This is a genomic window from Streptococcus suis YS161, assembly GCF_002760245.1.
Lineage (GTDB): Bacteria > Bacillota > Bacilli > Lactobacillales > Streptococcaceae > Streptococcus > Streptococcus suis_I.
This window is the reverse complement of record NZ_ASCA01000050.1, coordinates 47,166-59,824: the sequence shown is the minus strand read 5'-3', so window position 1 is coordinate 59,824 and position 12,659 is coordinate 47,166. Positions and strand designations below refer to the sequence as shown.

General features: G+C 35.9%; 13 protein-coding genes and 1 pseudogene. 8 read left to right on the top strand and 6 right to left on the bottom strand.

Annotated features, from left to right (window positions below):
* The first annotated feature begins 245 nt into the window (after positions 1-245).
* The 7 genes from SST111_RS06900 to SST111_RS06870 all read left to right on the top strand — a co-directional run bounded on the left by SST111_RS06900 (position 246) and on the right by SST111_RS06870 (position 5,371).
* Positions 246-458, top strand: a complete 213-nt coding sequence (locus SST111_RS06900) for a helix-turn-helix domain-containing protein (RefSeq protein WP_024403498.1) — start codon at positions 246-248, stop codon at positions 456-458.
* A gap of 20 nt (positions 459-478) precedes the next feature.
* On the top strand, positions 479-1,177 hold the full coding sequence (locus tag SST111_RS06895; protein WP_099810469.1) for a response regulator transcription factor: 699 nt from the start codon (positions 479-481) through the stop codon (positions 1,175-1,177).
* Positions 1,178-1,180: 3 nt separating this feature from the next.
* On the top strand, positions 1,181-2,089 hold the full coding sequence (locus SST111_RS06890) for a sensor histidine kinase (protein ID WP_099810468.1): 909 nt from the start codon (positions 1,181-1,183) through the stop codon (positions 2,087-2,089).
* Positions 2,090-2,210: 121 nt separating this feature from the next.
* The gene (locus SST111_RS06885; protein WP_099810467.1) at positions 2,211-2,978 is read left to right on the top strand and encodes an ABC transporter permease; all 768 of its coding nucleotides are present in this window, start codon (positions 2,211-2,213) and stop codon (positions 2,976-2,978) included.
* A gap of 13 nt (positions 2,979-2,991) precedes the next feature.
* Positions 2,992-3,915, top strand: coding sequence for an ABC transporter ATP-binding protein (locus SST111_RS06880; protein WP_099810466.1), 924 nt, complete (start codon positions 2,992-2,994; stop codon positions 3,913-3,915).
* A complete protein-coding gene (locus SST111_RS06875) occupies positions 3,908-4,639 on the top strand; it encodes an ABC transporter permease (RefSeq protein ID WP_099810465.1) in 732 nt (243 codons plus the stop codon). The genes SST111_RS06880 and SST111_RS06875 overlap by 8 nt, the downstream gene beginning before the upstream one ends.
* Positions 4,640-5,371, top strand: coding sequence for an ABC transporter permease (locus SST111_RS06870; RefSeq protein ID WP_009644461.1), 732 nt, complete (start codon positions 4,640-4,642; stop codon positions 5,369-5,371).
* A 41-nt stretch (positions 5,372-5,412) separates the two neighbouring features.
* Here SST111_RS06870 and SST111_RS06865 read toward each other — a convergent pair.
* The 5 genes and pseudogenes from SST111_RS06865 to SST111_RS06845 all read right to left on the bottom strand — a co-directional run.
* Positions 5,413-5,682 (bottom strand): annotated as a pseudogene (locus SST111_RS06865) (relaxase/mobilization nuclease domain-containing protein); the annotation flags it as partial.
* Between the two features lie 249 nt (positions 5,683-5,931).
* The gene (locus SST111_RS06860) at positions 5,932-7,650 is read right to left on the bottom strand and encodes a phospho-sugar mutase (protein WP_099810464.1); all 1,719 of its coding nucleotides are present in this window, start codon (positions 7,648-7,650) and stop codon (positions 5,932-5,934) included.
* A gap of 90 nt (positions 7,651-7,740) precedes the next feature.
* Entirely contained in the window at positions 7,741-8,310 is a 570-nt protein-coding gene (locus SST111_RS06855; RefSeq protein ID WP_015646942.1) for an ECF transporter S component, read from the bottom strand.
* Positions 8,297-8,845, bottom strand: a complete 549-nt coding sequence (gene coaC / locus SST111_RS06850) for a phosphopantothenoylcysteine decarboxylase (RefSeq protein WP_099810463.1) — start codon at positions 8,843-8,845, stop codon at positions 8,297-8,299. The genes SST111_RS06855 and coaC overlap by 14 nt, the downstream gene beginning before the upstream one ends.
* The gene (locus SST111_RS06845; protein ID WP_180274035.1) at positions 8,838-9,533 is read right to left on the bottom strand and encodes a phosphopantothenate--cysteine ligase; all 696 of its coding nucleotides are present in this window, start codon (positions 9,531-9,533) and stop codon (positions 8,838-8,840) included. The genes coaC and SST111_RS06845 overlap by 8 nt, the downstream gene beginning before the upstream one ends.
* Before the next feature lie 503 nt (positions 9,534-10,036).
* Here SST111_RS06845 and SST111_RS06840 point away from each other — a divergent pair.
* Complete coding sequence (locus SST111_RS06840) at positions 10,037-11,707, top strand: formate--tetrahydrofolate ligase (RefSeq protein ID WP_099810461.1); 1,671 nt, start codon at positions 10,037-10,039, stop codon at positions 11,705-11,707.
* Positions 11,708-11,751: 44 nt separating this feature from the next.
* Here the strand turns inward: SST111_RS06840 and SST111_RS06835 are convergent, their stop codons facing one another.
* The gene (locus SST111_RS06835; protein WP_099810460.1) at positions 11,752-12,561 is read right to left on the bottom strand and encodes a PrsW family glutamic-type intramembrane protease; all 810 of its coding nucleotides are present in this window, start codon (positions 12,559-12,561) and stop codon (positions 11,752-11,754) included.
* Between the last annotated feature and the right edge of the window lie 98 nt (positions 12,562-12,659).

Sequence of the window (12,659 nt, the reverse complement as noted above, 5' to 3'; positions counted from 1 at the left end):
TAAAGACAAGATTTTCCAAGTTCTATAACTTGCCTGAACTAAACGATGGATTACAAAACAATGCGAGATAAAATTGAGGACATGGTAAATGATATTCTTTTTTTGTTCAGTTTATTAAGTCTGTATAAAGACAAAATGTAAAAAATGGTTGTAAGCAATCTTTTAAAAATCAAATAAAAATTGAATATAATCAATGAAAGTGATATAATTACTTCGAGAATCGTTACAAAGAAAAGAGGATTAGTATGGCATTGAATTATAAACCATTATGGATACTATTGGCGAAGAAAAGTTTGAAGAAAACAGATGTAATAGTTATGGCAGGGATTACCACTAATGTTATGGCACAGATGGGAAAAAATAAGCCTATAACACTTAAAAACTTAGAAAAAATATGTAAGGCTTTAGATTGTACACCGAATGATGTATTTTCCTTTGATGATAATTATATTGAATAAGAAGTATGGAGTTATGAGATATGAGAGAGATAATAATTATAGATGATGATATTGCATTATGTAATTTAATTAAAAAGTGTTTAAGTACTGATGGATATTCTGTTGATATTGCCAATAATGGATTAGACGGATATAAGAAAATACGAAATGCAAATAATTTGTGTCTGATTTTATTAGATATTATGCTTCCTGATTTTGATGGGTTTCAAGTTCTGGAGATGATAAGGGAAGAATGCACTATTCCGGTTTTAATGCTGACTGCGAAGTCTGATGATGATTCAAAAATTTATGGACTTAAACAAGGTGCTGATGACTATCTGACAAAGCCATTTAATATAAATGAACTTAAGGCAAGAGTTGAAGCTATGGTTCGTAGATATATAGATTTCAATCAGAAAAGCACAGACCAGTCTGATATACTCACAATAGATGGTATGCAAATAGATAAGGAAAATAGAACTGTAAAAATAAGTGATAATAACATAGAATTAACAAATAAAGAATTTGATTTATTGTATTTTCTTGCGTCTAATAAAGGGAGGATTTTTACAAAAAAACAAATATATACGAATGTTTGGGAAGAAGATTATCTTTTTGATGATAGTAATATCATGTCCTTTATCAGTAAGCTTCGAAAAAAAATAGAGCCTAACCCTGAAGAACCAACTTATATTTTGACAGTTAGGGGCGTGGGTTATCGTTTTAGTAAGGGGGTATGATATATGGATGTAAAAATCATCATAATCTTATTATTGATATTTGTAATTTTTTGTTTGTTAAAAAAAATTACGAACATAAAAAAAGAAATAAACAGGATTCAGGAAGTACTCGTTGATATAAAAAATGGTGATTACAATCGCAGAATTTTAATTAAGAAAAATGAAACTACAGAAAAGATCTGTCATGATATAAATGAGATAACTCTACAAAGCCAGAACAAGCTAATAGAACAAAAGCAGTCAGAACAGGCGTATAAATCGCTTATGACAAGTTTGTCTCATGATGTGAAAACACCATTAGCTTCTTTGGTTGGATATTTAGAAGCAGTGCAAGAGGGAATTGTTACGGGAGATGAGAAGGATGATTATATAAAAATTTCTTTAAGTAAGGCACATTACTTGAAGGATTTTGTAGAAAAACTCTTTGATTGGGTAAAGTTGGATTCAGGAGAATGGAAGTTTTCTTTTGTAGATAAAGACCTGAATGAATTAACAAGAAATGTGATAAGCGACTGGATTCCTATTTTTGAAGAAAAACATATAAGTTATGAAATTGAAATTCCGGAACAGGAATTCTATATAAAGATAGATGAAAATGCCTATTTTAGGAGCTTAAACAATATTATAAACAATATTATTATTCACAGTAATTGTGATAGAGTACACTTGAAATTAGAAGAATCGGATACAAAAGCTACTTTGATGATTTTAGATAATGGAAATGGTATAAGTGAAAAGGACTTACCATATATATTTGATAGAATGTATCAGGCAGATAGTTCAAGATTAACAAAAGGATCGGGACTTGGCTTATCAATTGCTAAAGAATTGTTAAGAGTGAATAATGCCAAAATAAGGGTAAGTAGTATACCTAACATAAAAACTGTCTTTACTGTGGAGTTTGCAATGTAAGTAGCTGATTTAGAAAGCCTCTTTTTGGGGCTTTTTTTATTGAAACAAGATAAAAACAAGGGTGTCGCAAGATTATGGCAAGGTTAATCATTTATAGTATTTATTGTTAAGGAGGTGCAAAATGTTTTTAATAAAAGCTGAAATAAAAAAATGGAAGAGAAACAAAATTTTGATAGGCATTATTATATTAACTGCTATCTTAAATTTGTTTGCAATTGAAAGGGCATTTGCGATTTCAAGAGAAAGTCCCATCATGGATAGCTTTGGGGACTTATATTGTTTGGCATTTAAGAATTTAACCTTTGTATTTTTGCCAATCGTAATTGGAATAATTTCCACTATGTTATTTTTCGATGAAAAAAAGAATGATACTTTAAAGAATGTACTAATAACTTCGGTTAGTAGATTTGAAGTATTTTTGGTGAAATTTGTTCTGATTGAGTTATTAACTATATTTTTAATGATATTAACATATATATCATCTGTATTTGGTGCAGTAATAAGTGGAGGCTTTATAGATTTTAATTTAATTACATTAAAAGAGGCAGCAATATTATATGTGCTTGCAGCTTTGTTAATTCCGATTGCAATGCTTCCAGTGATTTACATTGCTACTTTTTCTAAGAGTTATGTTTTACCTATTTCTATGTGCTTGCTTTATTTAGGAATTGGGATATTTGGAGCTTCGATATTAGTTCATATACATCCGCTTGCAAGTTTATTAGGGGTTTATCAAAATGTATCATCGGCTGCCAAAGAAATGGTAGAAAACAGTATCGGTGGATATTCGTTAAATGTATCGCAGTTTAGTTGTTTGTTACCTATTTTAACAATTGGAACACTATTTTTTGTGTTCTCTATAAAATCTATGAAAAGACAAAATTATTAAGGAGAAAAATAAAATGAAAAATTATATTATTGAAACAAAGAATTTAACAAAAGTGTATGGAGAACAAAAGGCTGTAAATTCGGTAAATTTGCACATCAAAAAAGGTTCCATATATGGGTTATTAGGTCGAAATGGAGCAGGTAAAACAACCATTATGAAGATGATATTGGGTCTTACGGATATTTCGAATGGTGAAGTAAGTGTTTTCAATCAAAACATAAAAGGTAACGAGAAAAAGATTTATCCAAGAATTGGTGCAATTATTGAAACACCCGGATTTTATCCTAATCTTACAGGGACAGAAAATTTGGAAATATTTGCAATGTTAAGAGGAACGGCTTTTCCTAATGCGGTTAAAAATGCTTTAGAAGTAGTTGGTCTGCCATATAAAGATAAAAAACTCTTTGGAAATTATTCTTTAGGAATGAAACAAAGACTGGGAATAGCTAATGCAATTTTACATGATCCTGAGGTTTTAATTTTAGATGAACCGACAAATGGATTAGATCCAATAGGTATAGCAGAAGTTAGAGATTTTATAAAAGATTTGAGTGTAAAAAAAGGAAAAACAATTTTGATTTCCAGTCATATTCTATCTGAAATAACACTCCTTGCTGATACAGTGGGCATTATAGATAAAGGAGTTTTATTAGAAGAAAACAGTATGGAAGAATTAAATAAGAAAAATAGAAAGTACATTATTTTGGAAGTATCAGATGTATCAAAAGCTGCGACTATTTTGGAAAAAGAGTTTGGAATAACAAATTATTCCGTTGAAGATAATAATCATATAAGGATATATAGTCATAGATTAGATATGGCAAAAATTAATAAGTTGTTGGTTATGAATGAAATATCAGTGATTTCATCACAAACATGCAATGAGTCTTTGGAAGATTACTTCAAGAAAATAACCGGAGGAGAGGGAATTGCTTAATTTAGTTAAAGTAGAGTTTCTTAAATTGAAAAGGAAAAAGATTGTTTGGATGATGTTTCTGGCAACACTCTTAATGCCATTGCTTGCCACTATATATTTTGGGAATATAGATCTTTCAGATAATGCAATGAAATATTTCAAATGGACAATCTTTAGTTATAATTTATGGCTGATTTTGCCAATTATATTAGGAATATTTTCCACAATGATTGTGTCAGCAGAGTATGAGAATGATACTTTTAAGATGTTGTGGATTGTTCCTATACAAAAGACGAAGCTTTTGATTAGCAAATTTGAAATTATGCTTATTTACACTTTAGTATTTATGAGTTTGTCAATTTTCTTTACACTTCTTTTTGGGAAATTTATTCATCATATAGAGATAGATTACTCTTTGTGTATTTTTCTTATTAGAAAGTGTTTTGAGATTAGTGTACTTTTAGCAGTTTCTATGCTTCCCATTTTATCTATCGCATTTTTGACAAAAAAATATATTTTACCTATTTGTTTGACGATTGTTTATGCTTTTTCGGGATTTGTAATTTTGATGGTTAATATGTATGTACACCCATTATCGAGCTCTACAGCAATTGTTTTGAGAGATGTTCCGGGAATAGTATTAAATCAAGATATAAATATAGTTTATTCTCTTCTTTGTATAGGAGGATGGGTAGTTGGATTTACAATAGTTACAAAATTATTATTGAAAAGGAGAGGATGGTAAATGAAGACCCTTTTATTAGCTGAATATAAAAAACTTCACAGATCAAAATTGATATTTTTGCTTGTATTTGCACTCATGATGACTTTGGGAGTTGTATTTCTTCAAGGACAATTTTCATTTGGTGGGAAAAAGTATATAGACACATTTGGATGGTATATTTTACAAGTGCAGTCTTTAACAACATATTTTGTATTGCCAAGTTTGATAGCATTGTTTGGAGGATATATTATTTGTCGTGAGGAACAAGAAGATGTACTCAAATCATTAAAGTTAATACCGATAGATGAAAGTAATATGATTACTGCAAAAATGGTAATTACTCTGTTGGGTAGCATTTTTGTTTATCTAATATTGTTTATGGTATCTTTAATTATAGAAGCGGTATTGCATTTAAATGCGGTAAACATGAGTGAAGTAGTTCATTATTTTGTTGTATATGTATTAACTGGAATAGGCGTTTTTATGGCAATATCTCCAATTATTGCATTCGTTGGACTTGTAAAAAGAAGCTACTGGATAGCTCTGATTATCGCTGAAATATACTCCTTTATAGGAATTTTCTTTGCCTCAAAGGAAGTTGTAAGAGCCATATATCCAATATCATCTGTATTCGTTTTATCGGGACTATATAAAACACCAGTTATGGAATTGCTGATTAGCATAATCGTAAATATTGGTTGCTGTTTTATTTCACATAGAATACTAAAGAAAATGAGAGTTCGTAAAAAATAGTTATGAAAATAAATTTATAAATTCAAAAAGAGGAGAGAACACTATCTCTCCATCTCCTTACCCATGTAAATTCCATAATTCTTTCGTATTTTATAAAGCTCGTCCATAGTAGATTTTGTAGAAGAATACTCTTGCATTAGGGTATTCTTTTTTTCTTGCAATTTATCAAGTTTATCTAAAATATCCTTTGAATCAGGTAGCTTTGAATAGGACTTTTTTAGTTTTGCAAGAGCCGTTTCGTAGCGTGTGATTTCAGCCTTATGCTCCTCAAAAAATGCCTTATCAGAAGGATTTGCTTTATATTCCTTGTATAGAGTGTGTTGGACTGCTCGTAAAAGCCTAGAAACATTGGAACGAAAGGGATTCCATAGAGAATTACTCATTTTCTCTAATTAGATAAAATGTAACCTCTGTTATTCTTGTATAACTACTTTACAAGTTTTGAAAAATTGGTATTATCTGCATCATTTATATATTTGTATGTTTATGTTCGAGAAAATCTATACGCATAGTTAAGAAAGAAAAGAGCCGCGAAAGCGACTCTTTTTGGTTTTAAATGATTATCCAACAAATTCGTTGATTTCTTTTTCGATATTAGCGATTTTTTCTTCTGCTTCAGCAAGTGTTTCACCGACTGTTGCGATGTAGAATTTGATTTTTGGTTCTGTTCCCGAAGGACGAACTGCAAACCAAGAATCATCTGCCAAGGTGTATTTCAAGACATCTGATGGAGGAGTAGTGAGTTTTTCAACGTTTCCATCTTTGTCTGTCTTAGTTTGAAGGGCAAAGTCCTCAAAGACCGCGATGTCCGTTGCGTTGAATTGTGCTGGTGAGTTATCGCGGAATTTAGCCATGATTGCCTTGATTTGCTCTGCACCGTCTTTACCAGAAAGGGTCACTGAAATGGTTTTCTCAGCGAAGTAGCCATATTCTTTGAAGATTTCATCGATACCGTCAGCCAAGGTCATGCCACGTGAACGGTAGTAGGCAGCAATTTCAGCAACCATAAGCACAGCTTGGATAGCATCCTTGTCACGTACGAATGGTTTGATGAGGTAGCCGAAGCTTTCTTCAAAACCAAACATGTAAGTATGGTTGTGTTTTTCTTCAAATTCTTGGATTTTCTCAGCGATGAATTTGAAGCCAGTCAAGACGTTGAACATGGTAGCGCCGTAGCTTTCAGCAATCTTAGTTACCAACTCAGTAGATACGATTGACTTAGCAAGGGCAGCATTTGCTGGAAGTGTACCTGCTTGCTTGTGGGCTTCAAGGATGTACTTAGCAATGATAGCGCCGATTTGGTTACCAGAGAGGTTCCAGTATGAACCGTCAGCTTGACGAACTTCAACACCAACACGGTCAGCGTCAGGGTCAGTTGCAAGAAGGACGTCCGCCCCGACTTCACGGCCCAATTCTTCTGCAAGGGCAAAGGCTGCTTGGCTTTCTGGGTTTGGTGAAGCGACAGTAGAGAAGTCAGGGTCAGCAGTTGCTTGTGCTTCAACAACTTGAACGGACTCAAAACCTGCTTGTGCAAGGGCACGACGCGCCAACATTTCACCCGTACCATGAAGTGGAGTATAGACAATCTTCATGTCTTTGCCGTATTCAGCAATCAGTTCGGGATTGATATTGAGGTCTTTGAGTTCTTCAAGGTATTTAACATCCGTTTCTTCGCCAAGAACCGTAATCAAGCCATTTTCCTTACTTGTTTCAAGGTCAGCCAATTCAACTGCAAATGGATTGTCAATGGCACGGATGAAGTTAGTAAGAGCATCTGCATCAGCTGGTGGCATTTGTCCGCCGTCTTCACCGTAAACCTTGTAGCCGTTAAATTCTTTCGGGTTATGGCTGGCAGTTACCATGATACCTGCGATGGCATTGTAATGACGAACTGCAAATGACAACTCAGGAGTTGGACGAAGGCTTTCAAATACATAGGATTTGATGCCATGTGCGGCTAAGACTTGAGCCGATTCAAAGGCAAATTCTGGAGAGAAGTGACGTGAGTCGTAAGCGATGGCAACACCACGTTTTTTCGCTTCTTCACCTTTTGATTCTACCAATTTTGCCAAACCTTCAGTGGCTTGACGGACAACGAAAACGTTGATACGGTTGGTACCAGCACCGATGTAGCCACGCATACCCGCTGTACCAAATTCAAGATTTGTATAGAATGCATCTTCTTTGTTTTTTTTATCCATCGCGACTAATTCTTCACGCAAATAGTCTGGAAGTCCTGCAAAGTCGAGCCATGTTTGATAGGTTTCTTGATAAGTCATCGCATATCTCCTTAAAAATTTTTCTTTTAAACGCTTTCATTATACCATTTTCGAAAAAAAAAATCACGCTTTCACGTGATTTTCTGATATTTATTTTTGAACTTTCTGTAAAACTGGAACGATAGCTATGGTTAAGAGACCAGAGATGGTTAATTCTGCAATAGAATTGAATGAGACGATACTAGCTAGTAGCAATTTTATATCCCCAGCATATACATTAGAAAATAGGAAGAAGATACCAGTCAAGACAAAAATTGTATTTGTCAAGGTACCAGTAAGACCTGCTAGTAGGAGCCCCTTTTTGTTTTTCATCAATTTGTAAACAAAATATGGTGTAACTCCGATTAAAATACGTGGAACTAAGGCAATCAGGATAGAATTGAAGTTTCCATGTTCTACGAAAGGAGAGAAAACATAACTCATCGGTGAAATGATTATGCTATTGCGGATGATACTCATTATTCCCATAAAACCACCCAGTTGTGCCCCTAAGCGTGGACCGTAAAGAATGGAAGCGATGATGATGGGAATATGTGTAATAGTCGGTTTTATTGGCAAGATAAAATTAGCAAAAATCATCTGACTGACCACTTCAATGACAATCATGATTGTTAGAAATATTGCAAGAGTCGCAACGTCCCTGGATTTATTTGTTTTCATTTAGAACCTCCATTACTTTGTTTAGAATCACATCAATCTCGGCCAGAGCACCTGTACCAAAGTCGCCGCAAGCAAGCAGGGCTTCACGCGGTTTGATTTCCTCAAAACCATACTCTATGAGGGTTTTGATATTTTTCTGGGTAGCAGGATTAAGGTACATGTTAGTATTCATAGCAGGTGCCAGCAGTTTTTTAGTACCAATTGGCAGAGCCAGAGCTGTTGCCGTAATAATGTTGTCAGCCATACCATTAGCTAATTTAGCTATCGTATTGGCAGAAGCAGGGGCAAGTAAAAATAAGTCTGTTTCTTTGGCAATATCGATATGCTTGATAAGAGTAGGATTTTCTTCAATCATGACATCCGTGTGAACCAGATTTTTTGACAAGGATTGGAGAGTCAAAGGTGTGATGAAGTCCATAGCAGAGTGACTCATGAGGACTGTGACCTGATGACCGAGTTTGGTCAATTGACTAGTTAGGTCAGCTGCTTTGTAGGCTGAAATAGAGCCAGTAACGGCAAGTGTGATATTAGCCATTTTGTTCTCCTTTTTCTAGGGTATTTAAAATGAGCTGAGCAATTTCATCTTTTGTCTGTGCTTGAATCTCCCTTGTTTTATCAACCAAATAGGCAATGTGTTGATTTTCTCCAATATCCTTCAAGTCATTAGCAAGTATATAATCAGCGCCATTTCGTTCAATGCTTTGGCGAGCTACGGCAAATAATTCCTCCTTAGGAGCATTAACCAATAGTTTGAAGCCAAAGAGTGTGATAGCTGGGTTCCATTTTTTTACATAGGAAATGACCTTGGGAGTTTTTTTCAAGAAAAGAACTTGGTAGTCATCCTTGGATGAAATCTTACTTTCTGTAGTCTGTTTTTTTAGTAGACTAGAGATATCTTCAGTTGCTCTTAGTTCATCTAAACCAGCCATATAAACAGGTGTATAATCGGATACAGCCATGCTATGAATCAGGGCCTGATGTGATTTGACTAAAGGTTCTAATGTTTCTTTCAAACTATCAACGTTTGTGATTTCGATAATGGTTAAATTCTTCTGAGAATCTGGTTTAACAGCCTGTCTTGTAGTCACAAGAGTAACTTCATGACCGCGTTTCAAGGCTTGTTCGACAATGATTTTTCCAAGATTTCCAGAAGCATGGTTTGTAATAGCGCGGACTTGATCGATAGCTTCGCTTGTTCCGCCTGATGTAATCAATAGTTTCATGTTCATATTTTACTAGAATTTCTATTTTTCGTAAAGTTTGCACTAATCGATTTGCTAATCAATCTGTGACACTGGAAAATGATGCTGCTAATACAAAAAAATATAAGGGCCTGTACTATCGTCATTTAGTTTTTCTTTTATTACTTCGTTAACTCGCCTTGCCTAACTTCAGTTATGCCTGCGGCTCATTGCCTCGTACTAAAAGTAAACTAAAAGACTATAAAAGTGAAGTGCTTTATGCAAGCGGTCGTTTGCTTGCTCATCAAGGCAATTTTTAAAGGAATACTGACTCTCTTTTGAAAAAACTAACTAAACCCAGTCTTAGATGGAAGTGTAGAGCTATGATGAGAATGCAGTTTTTAAAAATTTGTATCTGTTTAAGTAAAGAAATCTGTAGTTTTTCTGAAAATTCCGTACGTTAGTTCATAAATAGTAAAAAATATGCGAAAATAAGCTGTGGTATGGTATAATGTCCATAAAAAGTAAGGAAATTAGGAGCTCTCATGAAAACAGATATTGAAATTGCGCAAAGTGTAACCTTGAAACCGATTACAGAAATTGTAGATAAGGTTGGAATTGGCTTTGATGATTTGGAACTCTATGGAAAATACAAGGCAAAATTGTCCTTTGATAAAATCAATGCGGTGAAAGACAATGCACCAGGGAAATTGATTTTGGTGACAGCTATCAACCCAACGCCAGCTGGTGAAGGTAAATCAACTATTACTATCGGTTTGGCAGATGCCTTGTCTAAAATTGGCAAGAAAACCATGATTGCCCTCCGTGAGCCTTCTTTGGGACCTGTCATGGGGATCAAAGGTGGGGCTACAGGTGGTGGCTATGCTCAGGTCTTGCCTATGGAAGACATCAATTTGCATTTTACAGGCGACATGCATGCCATTACCACAGCAAATAACGCCCTTTCAGCCTTGATTGATAACCATATCCATCAGGGGAATGTGATTGGCCTTGATCAACGTCGTATTATCTGGAAACGTGTTGTGGACCTCAACGATCGTGCCCTTCGTAAGGTAACAGTTGGCTTGGGAGGCCCGCTCAATGGTATTCCGCGTGAAGATGGTTTTGATATTACCGTAGCTTCTGAAATCATGGCGATTTTGTGCTTGGCGACAGACATCAATGACTTGAAAGAACGTTTGGCAAATATTGTGATTGGTTATCGTTTCGATCGCAGTCCTGTCTACGTGCGTGATTTGGCGGTGGAAGGTGCTTTGACCCTCATTTTGAAGGATGCTATTAAACCAAACCTTGTCCAAACTATCTATGGCACGCCAGCCTTTGTCCACGGTGGCCCATTTGCTAATATCGCCCACGGCTGTAACTCAGTCCTCGCTACAACAACCGCTCTGCGATTGGCCGACTATACCGTCACAGAAGCAGGCTTTGGTGCAGACCTTGGAGCAGAGAAATTCCTCGATATTAAAGTTCCAAACTTACCAAAAGCTCCTGATGCAGTGGTTATTGTTGCCACCCTTCGTGCCCTTAAAATGCATGGTGGAGTCGCTAAGACAGAACTTTCTGCTGAAAATGTAGAGGCAGTGAAAGCTGGTTTTTCTAACTTGAAGCGTCACGTTGAAAATATTCAGAAATACGGTATTCCAGCAATCGTTGCTATCAATGAATTCGTCTCAGATACAGCTGACGAAATTGCAACTTTGAAAGAACTTTGCGCTGAAATTGGCGTACCTGTCGAGTTGGCAAGTGTTTGGGCAAATGGCGCTGATGGTGGTGTTGAATTGGCTGAGACAGTTGTTGCTACTATTGATAACCAAGCAGCAAACTACCAACGTCTTTACAAGGCTGAGGATAGCTTAGAAGAGAAAGTGACCAAGATTGTTACGCAGATTTATGGTGGCTCAGGTGTGGTTTTCGAGAAGAAGGCTCGTAACCAGCTGACTGAATTTGCTAAGAATGGTTGGGACAAGTTGCCAGTCTGCATGGCCAAGACCCAATACAGCTTCTCAGATAATCAGTTTGCCCTTGGAGCGCCGACAGACTTTGACATTACAGTCCGTGAATTTGTTCCAAAATTAGGAGCAGGCTTCATTGTGGCATTGACAGGTGATGTCATGACCATGCCAGGGCTTCCAAAAGCCCCTGCTGCCCTTAATATGGACGTGGCAGAAGATGGAACAGCTATTGGTTTGTTTTAATCAGATTGAACAGAAAAAATCCGCTCATGGGCGGATTTTTTCTATTATTCTGGTAACTGATCAACAGTGTGAAAGGCAAGAAGGCCTAGCAGGACACTAGCCATTGGGAGTAGGGTTGTCAACATGCCAGTGTGTAATGGGGAATTAAAGAAGAAGTGCAGACCGATACTTGCCGTTATCCAAAGTAGACCTTGAACTTTGGATATAGCTATTTGTTTGGTAAGAAGTGCAACCATACCAAGTGCGAAGACCATGGTAAATACCCAATGGGTCCAACCAGCTTGTCCAACACGACCGATAATGGTCTCAAACCCATCTAGTTTTCCAATAAACATATCTCGGAAGGTGAACATGATGTCTTCGACAATCTGAAAACTAAGGCCAGCTATCATACCGCTGACCAAGGCATGCTTGAGAGTCATTTTTCTTGCAATTAGTAAAACCAAGACAACAACCAGAGCCTTGCCAAACTCTTCTGCAAATGGAGCAGAAACAGCAGCCCCCCAGTCATAACGGAAATCATCACTGACCTTAATGATCTCTAGCAAAAAGTAGCCGATAGCAGTGTGACCATAATCTGAAAATGCCACTCCGGCAGTCAGCCCCAAAAGCCAACTCAAATGACTGACTTTTTTGGAAATAGCATAGCGGTTTTCTAAGTAGCGGATGAAATAGACTAAAGGAATGATATAAAGAGCAGCAACAGAGATTGTCAGTAAAAACAAGGGATACTTGGCTTCCATACCATTTGGCTTTGCCAGTTCTTCAAATATCATTTGACAGCCTTTAACAAAACCAAAGCTAGCTAAAAGAACTGGTATAGCGATTCTCCAATTTTGCACTATATTTCGCATAAAAAAACTCCTTTGTATTGTTTTGTTAATTCATAGATACATTATACCAGAACTATTTCCATTTTGTCTAATTTTTATCTGTTCTATACTCATCAAAT

Bases quoted from the DNA above. Each gene is read 5' to 3' on its own strand.
- SST111_RS06900 (WP_024403498.1), top strand. From the start codon at position 246: ATGGCATTGAATTATAAACCATTATGGATACTATTGGCGAAGAAAAGT.
- SST111_RS06895 (WP_099810469.1), top strand. From the start codon at position 479: ATGAGAGAGATAATAATTATAGATGATGATATTGCATTATGTAATTTA.
- SST111_RS06890 (WP_099810468.1), top strand. From the start codon at position 1,181: ATGGATGTAAAAATCATCATAATCTTATTATTGATATTTGTAATTTTT.
- SST111_RS06885 (WP_099810467.1), top strand. From the start codon at position 2,211: ATGTTTTTAATAAAAGCTGAAATAAAAAAATGGAAGAGAAACAAAATT.
- SST111_RS06880 (WP_099810466.1), top strand. From the start codon at position 2,992: ATGAAAAATTATATTATTGAAACAAAGAATTTAACAAAAGTGTATGGA.
- SST111_RS06870 (WP_009644461.1), top strand. From the start codon at position 4,640: ATGAAGACCCTTTTATTAGCTGAATATAAAAAACTTCACAGATCAAAA.
- SST111_RS06860 (WP_099810464.1), bottom strand. From the start codon at position 7,650: ATGACTTATCAAGAAACCTATCAAACATGGCTCGACTTTGCAGGACTT.
- SST111_RS06855 (WP_015646942.1), bottom strand. From the start codon at position 8,310: ATGAAAACAAATAAATCCAGGGACGTTGCGACTCTTGCAATATTTCTA.
- coaC (WP_099810463.1), bottom strand. From the start codon at position 8,845: ATGGCTAATATCACACTTGCCGTTACTGGCTCTATTTCAGCCTACAAA.
- SST111_RS06845 (WP_180274035.1), bottom strand. From the start codon at position 9,533: ATGAAACTATTGATTACATCAGGCGGAACAAGCGAAGCTATCGATCAA.
- SST111_RS06840 (WP_099810461.1), top strand. From the start codon at position 10,037: ATGAAAACAGATATTGAAATTGCGCAAAGTGTAACCTTGAAACCGATT.
- SST111_RS06835 (WP_099810460.1), bottom strand. From the start codon at position 12,561: ATGCGAAATATAGTGCAAAATTGGAGAATCGCTATACCAGTTCTTTTA.